The sequence below is a fragment of the Chryseobacterium phosphatilyticum genome (assembly GCF_002899825.2).
Classification (GTDB): Bacteria; Bacteroidota; Bacteroidia; order Flavobacteriales; family Weeksellaceae; genus Chryseobacterium; species Chryseobacterium phosphatilyticum.
On the sequence record NZ_PPED02000001.1, the window covers coordinates 1,364,314 to 1,382,277 of the forward strand.

Consider the following 17,964-nt stretch of genomic DNA (forward strand, 5'->3'; position numbering starts at 1 on the left):
CTGCATAAACTAAGTATGAAAAAAACAGATGTTGCTGTCATTGGTCTTTCTTGTGTCTTTCCCGGGGCACAAGATGCCAACACTTTTTGGCAAAATATTGTCAATAAAGTAGATTCTACCCAATTGGCTCCTGCCGATCGGATAGATCCGGTTCACTTCAGTGATGCTACCCATCCTGTTGACCGTTTTTACTGTCAGCGGGGAGGATTTATCCCTGACTATGAATTTGATCCCACTGCTTTTGGTATTTTACCGCTGGCTGTTGAAGGAACCGAGCCTGACCATTTACTGACCCTTGATTTAGTGCAGAAAGCACTGGAAGATGCAGGGGTTTTTCAAAAAAAAACTTCCCTTGAAAAAACAGGGATTATTATAGGGAAAGGAAACTATACCGGACCCGGAGCTACCCGTGCGATAGAAATCGTAAGAACCGGAGAACAAATCTCTTCGCTGCTGCAGGAACTTTTACCTCAGGTATCTACTGCAGACATCGAAAAAGTAAAACATGCTTTTCAGGAGCGCAAAGGACGTTTTGCAGCCGATACTGCGATGGGATTAATTCCTAATCTTGTAGCATCACTTGTTGCCAATCGTTTTGACCTTGGGGGAGCAGCTTTCACCGTAGATGCAGCCTGCGCCAGCGCCCTTATTGCCGTAGACCATGCAGTACAGGAACTTCAGCGTGGCCGTGCAGATATCATGATCGCAGGAGGAGTTCATACAGGACAAAATGCCGCTTTCTGGAGTATTTTTGCTCAGCTGGGAGCCATGTCCCGCCAGCAGCAGATCAAGCCGTTCAGCATGGATGCTGACGGATTACTGATTGGAGAAGGTTGTGGATTCGTCGTTTTAAAACGACTGGAAGACGCCGTTCGTGATCAGGATAAAATCTATGCTGTTATTAAAGGGGTGGGCGTAAGCAGCGATGGTAACGGAACCAGCGTAATGAGTCCATCCGTAAAAGGTCAGTTGAAAGCCCTTGAACAAGCCTGGACAAATGCTGATCTTGATAAAAACAACGTGGGTTATCTTGAAGCTCATGGTACCGGAACTCCGCTTGGAGATAAAACAGAACTTCAGACCCTGGCACAATTCTTCGGAAAAGAAGAAACAGCTCAGGCAGCCGGTATCGGATCGGTAAAGTCCAATATCGGACATGCTATGCCCGCTGCCGGAATTGCAGGATTAATCAAAACCTGTCTTGCATTACACCACGATACCTTACCTCCTACCTTATATTGTGAGAATCCCATTGCAGATATGCAGAAAACCCGTTTTGCTCCTGTACAGGAACCCCAAAACTGGTCAAAAACCGGACTTCCGAAAGTAGCAGCCGTGAATGCCTTCGGTTTCGGAGGAATCAATGCTCACGTAGTACTGGAAGGTTATGATATGCCGAAAAAAGACAGCGTATTATTACTGGCAAGACCCACTCACGAAGAACTTCTTTCTGCTTTACAAAATAACGATACAACCGTAGGAGAAGGAGATTTCAGAGTAGCCATATTTGACCCGACACCAGCAAGAATTGAAAAAGCACTTAAAATTATCTCCAAAAATATTACCTGGAGAAATAAACAGGATATCTGGTACACTTCTGCCCCGCTATTAAAAGACGGCGGCAAAGTAGCCTTTGTATTTCCAGGTTTAGACGGCCTTGCAAAAGGTGAAGTAGAAACCGTTAGCCGTTATTTCGGATTAACAGCGCCTATCGAAACGGAAGGTGAAGGTCTTTTAACCGATGCCTTAAACATTTTCAACAACTGCAGTATCCTTGACAATTCCTTAAAAAAACTGGGAATCATTCCTGATATGAATGCAGGACACAGTTTAGGAGAATGGCTCGCAGGATATTCCTCAGAACTGGCAGAAGCCAACTCTGTAAAAGCCCTGATTGACGTTCTGAATCCTGAAACATTTGAACTAAAAGATTCTAAATTCATTGCTATAGGAGCCGGAATTGATGTAGTAAAACCTTTTATTACAGAGATTTCAGACTTATATGTATCCAATGATAACTGCCCAAATCAGGTCATCCTTTGCGGAAGCAATGCTGCATTGGACGAGTTGGTCCCTTTATTAAAATCAAAACAGATTTTCCATCAGGTGCTGCCATTCCAATCCGGGTTTCACTCTCCTTTTATCGCAGATAAGCTGGAGGTCATCCTTGCCGGAATGGAAAAAGCACAGTTCCAGCAAACAAAAATCCCTTTATGGTCCGCGACTACCCTTGAACCTTATCCTGCTGATCAGGCTGCCATCAGACAACTGAGTGCAGAACATCTCGTTCAGCCGGTTCGCTTCCGTGAACTGACCGACAGATTGTATGAAGAAGGCGCAAGATGCTTTATTCAGGTCGGTACCGGAGGATTGATCGGGTTTATTGATGATACTTTAAAAGGAAAAGCATTCAGTACGATTGCTTCCAGTGTTCCTACAAGATCTGCACTGGCTCAGCTGCAGCGAGTAGTCGCTTCATTATTTGTTGAGGGCAAAGGTATAGCCCTTGACTTTTTACACATTCAGAATCACACCAAAAAATCGTCAGGAAAAGGAATTAAACTGGAATTGGGCTCCCCGATTATCCGTAATTTTAAAGAAGCCCAGGCTTTAATTCCCGCCTTTGAAACACCAAAACAATACACCGCATCAGCCTCTATCGCTACCAAAACAGGACATCCTCTTGTGCAGGCCTTTCAGGATAACGTAGCAGATATGATCCGTATGCAGGAAGAGGTTTTAACCCTTTTCCAAAACCCACCAAATATTAAAATTCAACGTCCGGCTCCTGTGCAGCCAGTCGCTCCCGTAGCACCGCGAAGTACTGCCTTTTCAAAAGATCTGCATGTAACGCTGGAAAGTCATCCGTACCTTATCGATCACAGCTTATTGAGACAGCCTAAAGGATGGGCTCATGTAGCCGATATGGAACCAGTCATTCCGATGACCATGATCTTTGAACAGCTCGCAGAAATTGCGGAAGCAGAAATCCCGGGAACACAGGTTCATAAAATCATGAACGTAAGTGTTTTCCAATGGATGAACGTCGCCAAACCTTTTGAAAAAACCGTAAAAGGAGAATGGCGTTCCCAAAACCATGCGTATCTGGATATTGAAAATTTTGCCAATGCGGAAGTATTGCTGAAATCTTCTCCCGTTCCGGTTCCTGCATTCAATTTCTCTATCGGTGATCTTTTACCTATTGAGAGAACACCTGAAGAAATCTATGACATGCATATGTTCCATGGAGATCAGTATCAGGGAATCACTGAAGTTTCTGCCGTTGGTTCCAAAGGGATTATCGGAAAAATCAAAGGAAACGGCGGTAAAGGTTCGTTACTGGATAATGCGGGACAATTATTCGGGCTTTGGTTACAGCTTACGTTAGTCAAAGACCGTATTGCATTCCCTGTAAAAATCAGAGATATAGAGTTCTTCGGAGATATGCATGATCAGGAAGGTATTTTTGAATGTACCTGTATGCTGACCGATCTTAACGATGAGTTCGCCATTGCCAACATCCTTCTGACCAGAGACGGAAAACCATGGTGTTCCATTACAGGCTGGCAAAACAGAAGATTGGAAATTGACGCTGCTTTATGGAATGTTTCCATGTCACCGTTGCACAATCGCCTTTCTGAAGAGATCGCTCCTGAAGTATTCTACTTCCATCAGGCGTATACAAGAGTGGCTTCATGGGATTTTATCCTGAAAAGATATTTCAACCAGACGGAAAAACAGCATCACCAGCAATTATTACCGAATAAGAAGAAAAACTGGATGGTAAGCCGTGTAGCGGTAAAAGATGCCGTAAGAAACCTTCTTCGTCAGGAAAAAAATCATGCCTGCTTCCCGATTACCTTTGAGATTCGCTCCGATGAAGTGGGGAAACCTCATCTCATCAGTGATTTTACGGAAAACATCCATATTTCACTGGCTCACAAAGGAAAAGAGGCCGTAGGTATCGCACGATACGGAAAATCTGTAGGAATCGACATGGAGACTATTGAAGAACGCAGCTCCGGATTCTACGACATGGTATTTACCGACCATGAATTAACATTATTAAAAGACAGAGATCAGGCCGAGTGGACTACCCGGTTCTGGGTTGCCAAGGAAGCCTATGGAAAGTTCCTGGGGACAGGACTGAAAGGAAATCCAAAAGCCTTCGAAGTCGAATTGATAAAAGATGATCACTTGTGGATCAACAACATTGAAATCAAAACTATTAAACATCAAAATTATATTATCGGATGGACACTGTAAACCCAACATTAAAAATGAACCACGAAGAACTTTTCACTTTATTAAAAGGTTTTATTACTGAAGTGATCGGTGCTGAATTTGTAGAAGAAATGGATATTACTCCGGAAAGTTCATTCACCAAGGATCTGGAAATGGACAGTATTGAAATTGTTTCTTTCTCTGAAAAGATCAAAGCGCATTTTGGAGATCAGATCGATTTTACAGGCTGGTTGTCTTCTATGGACCTTGACCAGCTGATCAATCTTGACCTTAGTATGATCATCAATTACATCTACGAATGCCAATAATCACTGTCAATAATAAACAGGTTCATATACAGGAACTCAACAAAACAGCTGAACAGACCGTGGTTTTAATCCACGGGATGTTCAGCAATCTGTCTATTTATTATTTTAATATTGCTCCGATTCTGGCGCAGCACTTCCATGTAGTCATGTACGATCTGAAAAGCCACGGAATGAGTGAGCGTTTCCTTGACGGATATGACCTTGATACCATGTCATCCGATCTGATTTGTTTAATGGATACGTTGCAACTGAAAAAGGTACATCTTGCCGGCTATAGTTTCGGTGGTCTTATTGCTTTAAAAACAGCTTTACAGTACCCTGAACGCGTCAATAAACTGGTGGTAACGGAAGCTCCCGATCCTCAGGATGAAAAGGCCCGCAATATTATTGATGAATACAGCAAAGAGTTTCTGGAACATTATGTAGCCAATTTTACGGATACCACTAAAGTTCAGATGGGGAAAAGACAAATGGAGAAGAACCATCGTATGTATGAGTTTCTGTTTAATCAAACCAGCATTAAAGCAGACATGATCAGGGAAAAAGACTTCCTGAACGAAGCTGATTTTAACGAATTAAAAGCTTCCACCTTATTGCTTTACGGTGCTGACTCCAATTGCAGACCTACCGGAGAATGGCTGCAGACTCAGATCGGGAATTCAGTTCTGGAACTGATTCCGGGCGATCATAATATTCCTATTCAGGAACCGCAGATGATCGCTGAGACCATCACTCATTTTTTATCTAAAATTTTAACACAAAACCATGGCTAAATTCGCATTTATAGTTCCACCCCTTACAGGACATGTCAATCCTACCTTAAGCATTGGTGCTACCCTATTGGAAAGAGGCCACGAAGTAGCGTGGATCAGCCTTGATCCTACCCTGGAAGCCAAACTTCCAGAGGGCGGAAAGCTCCTTCTTATTCAATACGATCAAACCGATGAAGAAAAGAAAGAGAGTGAACAGTACCTGGATATTATTTCAAAAAAAGTAGTCTACGGCATTGATAGCGTTAAATTTCTGTATGAAGAGGTCTTGATCCCTTTAAACAGACATTGCTATAACGGAATCATTGCTTTGTTAAAAATATACCAACCCGATTTGATTATCGGGGACCATCAGTTATTTGCAGCCCCGGTTGCTGCTAAAACGCTTGGAATTCCCTACGCAACTTCCGTGACCGCTCCGGCAGCCATTAAAATTATGAATGAGCTTCCGAAGGTACACGAATGGGAGGTGAACCAAATTGTAGATTTACAGAAGGAGTTGGGCTTTCATGAAGAACGCTCTCTGGCAACCTCTGACCTGCTCACTCTGGTCTTAACTTCCAATTATTTCTTTGGTGAAATGGAGGATCTGCCTTCTCAATATCAATTTACAGGACCTGTTCTTACGGAACGACGCATCTCTTGTGAGTTTGACTGGAACAGGCTCAACAGTGCCACCAACAAAAAGATTCTCGTAAGCATCGGAACCACTTTCGATCATGATCATAAAAAAGCATTTTTCCAGAAAGTGGTGGACGCCTTTAAAGATGAAGACTTAACGGTTGTCGTCGTTTCCGATCCACAGCTTTTCGAGCAGTGGCCGGACAACTTTATGGTGTATCAACAGGTTCCCCAACTGGATCTATTACCTCATCTCGACGGAGTGGTTTGCCACGGTGGTCACAACACCGTTTCAGAAACCTTATCCAACGGTATTCCATTGGTGGTCATTCCAATTGCGTATGATCAGTCACACGTTGCAGGACGTGTCGTGCGTACCGAAGCTGGGGAACGTCTGAATTTTAATAGGTTTAAAGCGAATCATCTTAGAGAAGCAGTACAACAGATTCTGAACAACCCCAGCTATCGTGAAGCAGCTCAGAAAGTCGGACAATCGTTTGTTGAAGCCGGCGGTTCAGCGACTGCAGCTGATTTACTTGAACAAGCAATAACACCTACCACAAAAATGAAAAAAGCGAAATTCTTATTTGTTATCCCTCCGTTTTTCGGACATATCAGCCCTACATTAAGTGTTGGGGTAAGCCTTATTGCCCGTGGCCACGAAGTAAAATGGTTCGGGATCACTCCATTATCAGACGAACACATTCCGGAAGGAGGATCTTACTATTACCCTCATGAAGATCTTATCCCTTATCAGGACGAAATACAACGCATTCTAAAAAGACAAGATGACGGACCTGCCTGTTCAGGTCCTGAAGTGATGAAACTAGCCCTTGAAGAAACCTATGTTCCTTTTGCCAAAATGATGATGCCGGGATTGAGCCGGTTAACAGAGAGCTGGAAGCCCGATGTTATCGTCAATGACTGTATCACCTTCGGGGGCGCTTTATTTGCTCATAAACACAATATCCCTTGTGTAACAACCACTCCGGTACCACCGGATGTCATGGGAGATACTGAAAAAAGTGCTCCTAAAATCTGGGAATGGCAGCAAAACCTGATCAAAAACCTGCAAAAAGAAGTAGGAATTGAGGATGACGGTATTTTTATTCATTCCCACAAACTGAATATGGTATTTACTTCCCAGGCATTTGCCGGATTTGAAACCGTTCCTTCCCACATGAAATTTGTAGGTCCGGTAAAAGGACGTCCGAACGACGCTCCATTTGAATGGGATCGTTTGCATGCCGCAACCACTCCGAAGATCTTTGTATCATTAGGAACATTATTGGTCGATATCAGAAAAGCATTCTTCGAAAAGGTGATCGCCGCTTTTGCAGACCAACCAGTGACTGTGATAGCCGCTACTCCACCTGATATTTTTGAAGAGTGGCCATCTAATTTTATTGTGAACAGCTTTGTTCCTCAATCGGAATTAATGCCTCATATGGATATGGTCATCTGTCATGGCGGTTTCAACACCGTTAACGATACGTTCCGTAATGGTTTACCAATGTTAATCACTCCTATCGCTTATGACCACTTCCATATTGCGAAATTAATTGAGCAGGCCGGTTGTGGAATCAGCATCCGATACAAACGTCTACGTGTAGAAGCCCTTCGCGAAACTGTTTTTGAATTATTAGAAAACCCGAAATACAGAGCTGCCGCCAGGGAAGTTCAAAACACTTTCCATACGGCAGGCGGTAATGATAAGGCTGTAGAATTATTAGAAAACTTTGTTCAACAGGAATCCACTTTAATTTCTGTATAAGCCTATGAGACGAAGATTGTTATTTGGCGAACGCATGCTTTTGGGGGACGGTACCGAACCGTTCAACGGGGTTATTCCGTTCAGACTAAAAGGTAGCTTCACATTAGAAGATATCAAGAGAGCCTTAGCTCGTATTCAACAAAAACATCCCTGGCTCAGAGCACTCATCACCTACGATGAGAAAAATATCCCATGCTTTGATGTCCCGGAATCTCCCATATCTATTCCGATAAAAATTCTGGTTCGCCAACATGAAGACCAGTGGCAGGAGGAATCCAAAAGAGAATGGCAGACCACCTTTAATTATGAAAAACTTCCTCTCATCCGCTTTATATGGATCAAAGGAGAGGGAATATCCGATATGATTTTTTCATTCCACCATTGTTTATGCGATGGGGGTTCCGGTATGGCTTTTTTATATGAATTTTTACAGGTTCTGGATAATCCTTCCGCCGATATCGGGATTGAAAAACCTATTCTGGGTATTCAGGATGTGGTTCCTGCTCACATTCTCAACAGTCGCAGACAAAAACTAAAGGCAAAATTCATCAGCAGACTGGCCGCTACAGCTATTAAGTTTATTCCTGTCAACAAAAAAACAGTGGACAGACAAAACGATTACCTGATTCACTGGAAATTTGATCAGAAAAGAAGTCAGGAATTAATCTCTTATTGTAAATCCAATCAGGTGACGGTCAACACGCTTTTGTGTGCTGCGGTTCTTCAGGCTTTTAAAACCGTAAGAGGAGCAGCTGCTTTTAACAAAGTTTCCTGTCCTGTAGATATCAGACGTTTTGCCAATCAGGTTAAAAATGATCATATTTTCGCTTTCGGATTGATGATCGTTGTTTCAGCCAATGAAAAAATGAACTTTCTGGACAATGTACGTTCCATGCAGGCCGCTGTGGAGCGTAAAACGTCTAAACTGGATCCTTATATTACCATGATGGTGATGGAATCAGGACATGATGCACTCCCCAACTTCACGAAATTGTTAAAGAATGGAAAATCATCCAATGACTGTATGTTTTCCAACCTGGGACGCATTCAGATTCCTCATCAGTATAAAGAATTTACCCTGGAAACGATTTTCAGCCCTACGGTGATCGGTCCTTTAGGAAATACCACTACCCTTGTTACCTCAACATTTCAGGGAGAAATGGGCTTTTCTTTTGTGGGAAGTGAAGGCTATCTGCCATATTCCGAAGCATTAGCCATTCGTGATGAGATTATAAAAACAGTTCAGCAGCAAATTGAAAATTTAGTAACATCATGATGAAAAGAAGATTAATGATGGTGGAAAGGATCATGTATGTAGATTCTAAAACCCCCGTCAACTGTATATTTACCGCCAAAATCTCCGGACAACTTTCGGAGGAGAATTTCAGACTGGCATTAGATAAAATTCAGCAAAAACATGCTTTGCTTCGGGTTTCGATTGATGAAAAAACCGAGCAATATCCTTTTTTTACAGAAGAAAAAAACATCACCCCCATTCCCCTTCGGATCGTTCAGCGACAAACGGAGAAAGACTGGTTGTATGAATCTGAAACAGAATGGTTTAAATTGTTTAATGAAGATAAAAAACCACTGGCCCGTCTGGTATGGGTAAAAGGAAAAGAAGCTTCTGAAATCCTCTGGGTCATGCCGCATTGTATTTCAGACGGAACAACCGGTGTTACTCTGATGCGGGAACTCCTTCAGCTATTGGATAATCCTTCTGCTGAGCTCCTTCCTTATGAGCCTTTTGAATCGGTCAATGATTTTCTGCCTTCGAATTTTAATGCAACCACAAAGAAATTCAAAGCCCGTGTCTATCTGATGTTTGCCGGATTTTTCTTTATGTTGCAAGCAAAAAGTAAAAAAAGAAACCTCGGAAAAAACTACGCCCTTCACCGCAAGCTGGATCCTCAAACTACAACACAGATTACCGAAAAATGCAAAGCCAACGGTATTTCTGTGCACGCCTTGTTGTGTGCTGCCTTTATGCAGGCCTTCCGTGAGGTGCAGGGTGAAAAAGCCAAAGGAAAAGTAATCAGCCCGGTAGATGTGCGCCACTTTATCCCCGAGATCAAGCAGGATCATTTGTTTGCCTTTGCCCCTACCGTGGAATTGTCCATTAAAAAAGGAAATCACAGTGTACTGGACAATGCGAAAGAAATTAAGAAAGATCTTTTTGAAAAGATCAATAAAATGGAAGCCCGTGAGCTTCTGTGGATGGGTGAACAAATGCACCCGATCGTAGAGCGCATGATTTCCCTGTTGAAATCAAGTAATGGCGGACATGATGTGACGCTATCGAATATGGGTAAAATTGATATTCCAAGCGACTATCAGCACTTTAAACTTGAAACGATCATGAGTCCTACCGTCGCTTTCCCATGGCTGAATTCCAATACGTTGGTGACCAGCACTTACAACCGACAAATGGATTTCACCTTTATGTCCAATGAACACTTCCTTCCGAAAGAGGAAGCCATGAAAATAAAAGATAAAGCCCTTGAGCTATTGATCACCTCTGTATGAAATTGAAATTTAAGCCGAAGCCGCCCAAAAAACTCAAGAAAACCACCCTCAAACGCTTTTTATTAAAGCGGATGATCTACTATGTCCTCCCGAATGTATTCTTCAACTTTATTATTGCGTATGCCAGCTTTAAAGAGCTAGGCTACACCCATTTCTTCTCGGGAGAACAAAACCTCGCCCGTCTTACTTTACCGATGGCCATCTTCCTTCCCGTTGTCCTTACCATTGACATTATCAAAAGAGTCACAGACGCTGCCGGACAAGGCGCCATCGAGTTCACCGTAGACGAGCAGCTGAATATTAAAAAATTAATGACCAAACTGAGTATTTTACACGGTTTGGTTACCGGTTCGCTGGTCCTGTCTTTGCTGTTTCTGGGACAGTTTAATCTATCAAAGGATTATAAGCTGGATGGTGCAGCAATGGCTGTAGTGGTGGGTGTGCTGGCAGGGATTCTGTCTGTGGTGTTTGTGTATTTGCCGGTGTGGAGGTTGAGGAGGTGGATGTGTAGACGAGTACAGCCTGTGATTGTCGACTTAAATCAATAGTTAATTTTAATATAAATTCATATCTTTGATAATATCATATGATACTATCAAGGATATGAAACCTCCATATACTATTACAGATACCATTTTATTTTTAGTGGCTTCTATTTCTGAAAAAATAGGAGAAATAAATGCTTCACATCTGTATAAACCCGCCACTGAATTAAGGAAAAAGAACAGAATCAAAACCATCCAGTCTTCATTGGAGATTGAAGGGAATACTCTTACTGAAGAACAGATCACCGCATTACTGGAAAATAAAAGAGTCATTGCTCCCCAAAAAGATATTCTTGAAGTACAGAATGCGATACAGGTATATGAAGAAATCAATCAGCTGAATCCTTATCACTTAAAAGACTTAGAAAAAGCGCATTCCATTCTGATGAAAGGATTGGTTGATCATGCTGGTAAATTAAGAACCACTAATGTGGGTATCATTAAAGGTTCAAAAGTAGAACATATAGCGCCAGGGGGTACCATGGTAAAAGGATTGATGAAAGACCTCTTCGCTTATCTGAAAAAAAACAAAGACCTGATTTTAATTAAAAGCTGCGTCTTCCACTATGAATTTGAATTTATACATCCTTTTACAGACGGTAACGGAAGAATGGGCAGACTCTGGCAGACTTTGATTCTGATGCAGCAATATCCTGTATTTGAATATCTGCCAATAGAGTCCCTCATCAAGCAAAAACAAATTGAATATTATCATACATTATCAGAATCTGATAAAAAAGGAAATTCTACGCCTTTTATAGAATTTATGCTCGGTATTATTCTGGAATCTTTACAAGAACTTTTGCAATCTCAAAATAAGACATTATATACGGAAGACAGGATTCTCTTATTTAAAGAGAAAGTAAAACAAAATAAGTTCGGCAGGAAAGACTATATGCAGAACTTCAGGAATATCTCTGCCCCTACAGCAAGCAGAGACCTGAAATGGGCTGTTGAGCAGGAAATTTTAAATAAGTCCGGAGCGCAAAGGTTGACGGAATATTGGTTTAAAGAATAATGAAGTAGAATGAATTTAGACACTTAATAAATCCTCCAAACTCTTAAATATTGATAATAAAATAATTGAAATTTTAACACTAGAAAAATAGAAATTACTTGTCTTATTTCTTCGTTTGAGGAGCTCGGAATCTTATCTTTGCCGAACTAAAGCAATAACAGAGAAAATTCCTAATGGCATTTAACGAAGATTCAAGAGTAAAAATACCTGCAATACTACATCTTTGTAGACTTGGTTATCAATATATTCCTAGAAATAAACAGAATAGGCTTGAGGAAAATAATATTTTTCCAGATATATTTAAAGAAAGCATTAGTAAGATTAATGGGTCACTTTCAGAGCATGAAGTTCAGAAAATTTTAGATGAAACAATTCTGAAATTGAAATATGATGACTTTGGAAAGGGTTTTTATAAGTCTCTAGTAAACACTTCAGGCACCAAACTAATTGATTTCGAAAATTTTAACAATAACTTTTTTCATGTTACTACAGAATTAGTATACAAAAATGGAGATGAAGAATTTCGCCCTGACATTACAGTTCTTGTCAATGGACTCCCTTTGATATTTATTGAAGTAAAAAAACCTAATAATAAGGAAGGTATTTTAGCTGAAAGAAAAAGAATAAATAAGCGATTTTCTTTAAAAGCATTTAATGCATTCACGAATATTACACAGCTCATGATATTTTCCAATAACATGGAATATGAAGATGGCGTAATAGAACCAATTATGGGAGCTTATTATGGAACGCCATCCCAAGAGGATGTTTATTTTAATTATTTCCGTGAAGAAGAAAATTTAGATTTAACAAGATTATTACTTCCCGAAAATCAGGATTTAGAGAACCTGATTCTTAAAGATAATAATATCGTTGCAATTAAACATACGGACGAGTTTATTACAAATAAGGATTATAATAAACCTACCAATAGAATTTTAACTTCATTACTTTCTAAAGACCGACTTGCATTTATTCTTCGGTATGCCATTGCATACGTTAAGGAAGAAAAGCCAGATGGTTCTAAAGAAATTCAAAAACATATTATGCGTTATCCACAAATTTTTGCAACAAAAGCCATTGCAAAAAAGTTGGATGAAGGTATCAAAAAAGGTATTATTTGGCATACACAAGGTTCTGGAAAAACAGCTTTAGCTTTTTACAATGTTAAGTTTCTGACGGATTATTACCAGAAAAAAAATACGATTCCAAAGTTCTATTTTATCGTAGATCGTTTGGATCTTGCGATTCAAGCTAATAACGAATTTTCAAAAAGAGGCTTATTTTCGAAAATGATTGCTTCGCGTGCAGATTTTGTTGCTGATATGAAGAAAGTAGCCGCATTGCAAAATAATTCAGGAGAATTAGAAATTACAATAGTTAATATTCAGAAATTTACAGAAGACAGTACCGCTATTGAAAAAATTGATTACGATCTCAATATTCAACGTGTGTTCTTCATTGATGAAGCTCATAGAAGTTACAATCCTAAAGGAAGTTATTTATTAAATTTATTGAAGTCAGATCAAGATGCAGTAAAGATTGCACTTACGGGAACTCCGCTTTTAAGAGAAGTTGCAAAACAATACGATTCTAAATTAATTTTTGGAGATTACATCCATAAATATTATTACAATTCTTCAATAGCAGATGGATATACTTTGCGATTAATTCGTGAAGCTATTGCTACTAAATATAGCATGCAAATGAAGGATATTATAGAGCAAATCAAAGTTTTGAGAGGCGATATTTCAAAAAGTGAAATTTTTGCGCATCCAAAGTTCGTTGAACCTATGTTAGAATATATTTTAGAAGACTTATATTCATTTAGGGAATATTGGCAAGATGATACTTTAGGAGGCATGGTAGTTTGTGATAGTGCCGATCAAGCAAGAGAATTATTTCATTTTTTTGAAAATAAATTCGGAAAACAAGAAACTGAGTCTGAAAAATTAGTCGCTGAGCCAAGAGCTTCTTATAAAATTACCAATCGACAAAATTTAACAGCTTCTTTAATCTTACATGATGAAAATGATAAATCAATACGAAAAGATTTAATTTCTGCTTATAAATTAGGAAAAATTGACATACTCTTTGTATACAATATGCTTTTAACAGGTTTTGATTCCAAACGATTGAAGAAGCTGTATCTCGCACGTGTTGTTAAAAATCATAATCTTTTGCAAACACTTACTCGTGTAAATCGTCCATATAAAAAGTATAGGTTTGGGCATGTTGTAGATTTTGCAGACATCACCAAAGAATTCAAAGAAACCAACCAGAATTATTTTGAAGAACTGCAACAAGAACTTGGTGATGATGTGCAGTCATATAGTGACTTATTTAAAACACGTGAAGAAATTGAAGCAGACATAATAAATATTAAAGAAAAACTATTCCATTTTGATATCAATAATGCTGAAAATTTCAGATTGCAAACGGATGAAATTAAGGATAGAACGCAGCTTATTGAATTAATCAAAGTACTTAATGATGCAAGAGAGCTAAAGAATATCATTCGCTTCCAAGATGAAGCAGATTTATTAAAAGCTCTAGATTTTTATAAACTGAATCAATTATTGAAAGTGGCTCAAAGTAGATTGGACATGCTCAATTTAGTTGAAGATATTAATTCGGATTCGGATACCTCTAATATTTTAAATTTAGCGTTGGAAGATATTTTCTTCCAGTTTGAGAAAATTTCTGAAGAAGAAATGATTTTGGCTGATAGATTAAAAGATCAATTAAGAAAAACAAGAGAAGAATTACAACGAAATTTTGATCAGGCTTCTCCCGAATTTGTTTCTCTGAGAGAAGAGCTCGAGCGTATTTTTAAAAATAAAAATTTAGATGAAGTCTCGCAGGAAGATATGAGGGAAAACATTGCTATTTTATCTAGGATTTATGATGAAGTTAAAGAACTTAACCGAAAGAACAATAATTTGAAAGATAAATATGAAGGAGATGAAAAATATGTGAGAATGCATAAACGATTATTAGAAAATAAGGCTATATCTGCTAAAGAAATACAAATTTATAATGCACTTATGGAAACAAGAAGTGTTGTAGATGGCATTTTCTTAAAAAATATCAACTTAATGCAAAATGATGAGTATTTTAAAGAAGAAGTTTTAAGTATTGTTATTCAACAATTTATAGATGAACAAAAACTAAAACTAGATTTTGATACCACAGAAAAAATTAATCACTTAATTGTAAACGAGTATCTTTACCAGTTTAATTACCAATAAAAGAAATGACAGAGCAAGAATTTGTGACTAAAACCAAATCACTGATTGACGGACTAAAGAGTGTTTGTGCAAATTATGGTTTAGGAAATGATGCAAGCGAATTTAATATTATTACTCAAGTATTTTTATATAAATATTTGAACGATAAATTTATATATGAAGCAAAGAAAGCTGATCCCAAATTAGCTAAGGCTGAAAACTTTCAGAAAGCATATGAAACTTTATCTGAATCTGAACAGAAATTCTTGCTGGGAAGGATTGGGACAAAAGCTGCTAAAATGAAGCCTGAACAAATGATCTCTTATATCTATAATAAAAATGGAGCAGAAAATTTTGCAGCAATTCATTTTGATGGAACTTTGCGAAGCTTAAATGCAGATAACGAGCATTTATACGCTGTAAAATCTGAAGGAGGGGGAAAAGAAAAAATGTTTGACGATTTGAGTCAATATATCCGTGATGTTTCGCAAAGAGATACATTTTGTAAAGCTTTACTTAACAAAATTGTAGATGTAAGTTTTGAGAAGATGTTTTCTGAGAAATACGACTTTTTCTCTACTATTTTCGAATACTTAATCAAAGATTATAACTCAGATTCTGGAGGAAAATATGCAGAATATTATACTCCACATGCAGTTGCAAGAATTATGGCTGCAATTTTAGTTACTGAAAAAGATAATGGTGTAAAAGTATATGATCCCAGTGCAGGATCAGGAACACTTCTTATGAATATAGCACATGCTATTGGAGAAAAAAACTGTAGCATTTATTCTGAGGATGTCTCTCAGAAATCAGCAAACATGTTGAGATTAAATCTTATCATTAACAACCTTTCGCATTCTATTCCGAATATTATAAAAGGAAATACTATTTTAAGTTCTTCTTATTTGACAGAAAAGTTTGACTATATAGTCTCAAATCCACCTTTTAAATTGGATTTCTCGGATTATCAGACAAAATTATTATCAGATACTTATAAAACCCGTTTTTTTGCTGGAGTTCCAAAAATACCTGCAAAAGACAAAGATAAAATGGCGATTTATCTACTGTTTATACAACACATCATGTATAGTCTTTCCGACAAAGGGAAAGCAGCAATTGTAGTTCCAACAGGTTTTATCACAGCACAAAGCGGTATTGAAAAGAAAATTCGTGAAGCTTTAATTGAACGTGGTTGGTTACGTGGTGTAGTAAGTATGCCTAGTAATATTTTTGCAAGTACTGGAACCAATGTTTCTATTCTATTTTTTGATAAAAGTGCAGATAATGAGCACATAGTTTTGGTGGACGCTTCAAAACTAGGCGAAATTGTGAAAGAAGGTAAAAACCAACGCACTGTTTTAACCAAGAAAGAAGAACAAAAGATAATCTCTGCTATGAATGATAAAATGGCTATAGAAGATTTTTCTATTGTTGTAAAAACTGAAGAAATAAAAGCTAAAAACTATTCTTTCTCGGCGGGACAATATTTTGAAGTAAAAATTGAATATATAGATATTAGCCCAAAAGAATTTGCTGAAAAAATGAATGGCTTTGAAAACCGATTGACCTCATTATTTAGGCAAGGAAATGAATTAGATGTCGAAATTCAGAATCAGTTAAAAAAATTGAAATATGAGTAATTGGAAACAGATTTCTATTGGTGAATTCATTGATTTTAATCCTCATGAATCTATAAAAAAAGGTTTAATTGCAAGGAAAATCGGAATGGATAAACTAGGTATATTTCAAAGAAAAATTAATGGATCTGAAAATCTAGAATATTCTGCTGGACCAAAATTCCGTAACAAAGATACATTAGTCGCTAAAATTACACCCTGTCTTGAAAATGGAAAAACAGCGTATGTTGACAATTTAAATGAAGATGAAGTTGCATTCGGCTCTTCTGAGTTTATTGTACTAAGAGAAAATGAAAACTCTGATTCTAAATTCATTTATTATTTAGCAAGAAGTCCTTTATTTAGAGAACGTGCTATTAGCTGTATGGAAGGCACATCTGGAAGAAAAAGAGTAAATGAAGGTGCTTTAAAAAGACAAGAGATATTAGTACCCACAACAAAAATAGAACAACAAAAAATTGCCTCTGTTTTATCTACATTAGACGATAAAATAGAACTCAATAATAGCATTAATACTGAACTTGAACAAATGGCCAAAACATTATATGATTATTGGTTTGTACAGTTTGATTTTCCTAATGAAGATGGTAAGCCTTATAAATCTTCAGGCGGAAAAATGATATATAATAAAACATTGAAGAGAGAAATTCCCCAAGGTTGGGAAGTAAAGAGATTAGAGGAGATCGAAAATAATATCATTACTGGGAAGACGCCATCCACTTTAGTTAAAGATAATTTTGGGGGTGATATTCCATTCGTAACAATCGACGATATTAGAAAGCAACTTTTCATAATTAATAGTGATAGAAAATTATCCGAAAAAGGAGCTGGAACTCAACAAAGTAAATTTTTGGAGATTGGTGATATTTGTGTTTCGTGTATTGGCACTGTCGGAGTTATTGGAATTGTAGGCAAAAAATGTCAAACTAACCAACAAATAAATACTATTTCAAAAGTTAAAGATTATAACAGATATTTTTTACTTAATGCATTAAAAAAATATTTTGAATTTAATGTTGCTGCAAAACAAGGGGCTGTTTTATCTAATATGAATAAGGGCGAATTTTCGGATATTCCAATTTTAGATTGTCCAAAAGAAATTAAGACTAAATTTTTAAAAATTGTTATGCCATTTTATGACAAATTAAACCTTAATCTACAACAAAACCAAGAACTGGCTTCTCTCCGAGATTGGCTATTACCTATGCTAATGAATGGACAAGTAAAAGTAGAAAACTAAAAATACAAAAAGCTCAACGAAAATGTTGAGCTTTTCAATTTATAATG

11 protein-coding genes are annotated in these 17,964 nt (G+C 38.0%); all 11 read left to right on the forward strand.

Annotated features, from left to right (window positions below; genetic code table 11):
• Positions 1 to 15 precede the first annotated feature (15 nt).
• The 11 genes from C1631_RS06265 to C1631_RS06315 all read left to right on the forward strand — a co-directional run bounded on the left by C1631_RS06265 (position 16) and on the right by C1631_RS06315 (position 17,917).
• On the forward strand, positions 16 to 4,266 hold the full coding sequence (locus C1631_RS06265; protein WP_109711142.1) for a type I polyketide synthase: 4,251 nt from the start codon (positions 16 to 18) through the stop codon (positions 4,264 to 4,266).
• On the forward strand, positions 4,254 to 4,553 hold the full coding sequence (locus C1631_RS06270; RefSeq protein ID WP_103249500.1) for an acyl carrier protein: 300 nt from the start codon (positions 4,254 to 4,256) through the stop codon (positions 4,551 to 4,553). The genes C1631_RS06265 and C1631_RS06270 overlap by 13 nt, the downstream gene beginning before the upstream one ends.
• Positions 4,544 to 5,326: an alpha/beta fold hydrolase gene (locus C1631_RS06275; protein ID WP_109711144.1), complete on the forward strand. Its 783-nt coding sequence runs from the start codon at positions 4,544 to 4,546 to the stop codon at positions 5,324 to 5,326. The genes C1631_RS06270 and C1631_RS06275 overlap by 10 nt, the downstream gene beginning before the upstream one ends.
• A complete protein-coding gene (locus C1631_RS06280; protein ID WP_109711147.1) occupies positions 5,319 to 7,718 on the forward strand; it encodes a glycosyltransferase in 2,400 nt (799 codons plus the stop codon). Before C1631_RS06275 ends, C1631_RS06280 begins: the two co-directional genes overlap by 8 nt.
• Positions 7,719 to 7,722: 4 nt before the next feature.
• On the forward strand, positions 7,723 to 8,994 hold the full coding sequence (locus C1631_RS06285) for a condensation domain-containing protein (RefSeq protein ID WP_165828243.1): 1,272 nt from the start codon (positions 7,723 to 7,725) through the stop codon (positions 8,992 to 8,994).
• On the forward strand, positions 8,991 to 10,244 hold the full coding sequence (locus tag C1631_RS06290) for a condensation domain-containing protein (protein WP_103248632.1): 1,254 nt from the start codon (positions 8,991 to 8,993) through the stop codon (positions 10,242 to 10,244). Before C1631_RS06285 ends, C1631_RS06290 begins: the two co-directional genes overlap by 4 nt.
• Positions 10,245 to 10,315: 71 nt before the next feature.
• A complete protein-coding gene (locus C1631_RS06295; protein ID WP_228441054.1) occupies positions 10,316 to 10,792 on the forward strand; it encodes a hypothetical protein in 477 nt (158 codons plus the stop codon).
• Between the two features lie 55 nt (positions 10,793 to 10,847).
• Positions 10,848 to 11,807, forward strand: coding sequence for a Fic family protein (locus C1631_RS06300; RefSeq protein ID WP_185144647.1), 960 nt, complete (start codon positions 10,848 to 10,850; stop codon positions 11,805 to 11,807).
• Positions 11,808 to 11,980: 173 nt separating this feature from the next.
• Complete coding sequence (locus tag C1631_RS06305; protein ID WP_109711153.1) at positions 11,981 to 15,058, forward strand: DEAD/DEAH box helicase family protein; 3,078 nt, start codon at positions 11,981 to 11,983, stop codon at positions 15,056 to 15,058.
• A gap of 5 nt (positions 15,059 to 15,063) precedes the next feature.
• The gene (locus C1631_RS06310) at positions 15,064 to 16,680 is read left to right on the forward strand and encodes an HsdM family class I SAM-dependent methyltransferase (protein WP_109711155.1); all 1,617 of its coding nucleotides are present in this window, start codon (positions 15,064 to 15,066) and stop codon (positions 16,678 to 16,680) included.
• Positions 16,673 to 17,917 (forward strand): restriction endonuclease subunit S, encoded by a 1,245-nt coding sequence (locus C1631_RS06315; protein WP_109711157.1) that lies wholly within the window; start codon positions 16,673 to 16,675, stop codon positions 17,915 to 17,917. Before C1631_RS06310 ends, C1631_RS06315 begins: the two co-directional genes overlap by 8 nt.
• The last annotated feature ends 47 nt before the right edge of the window (positions 17,918 to 17,964 follow it).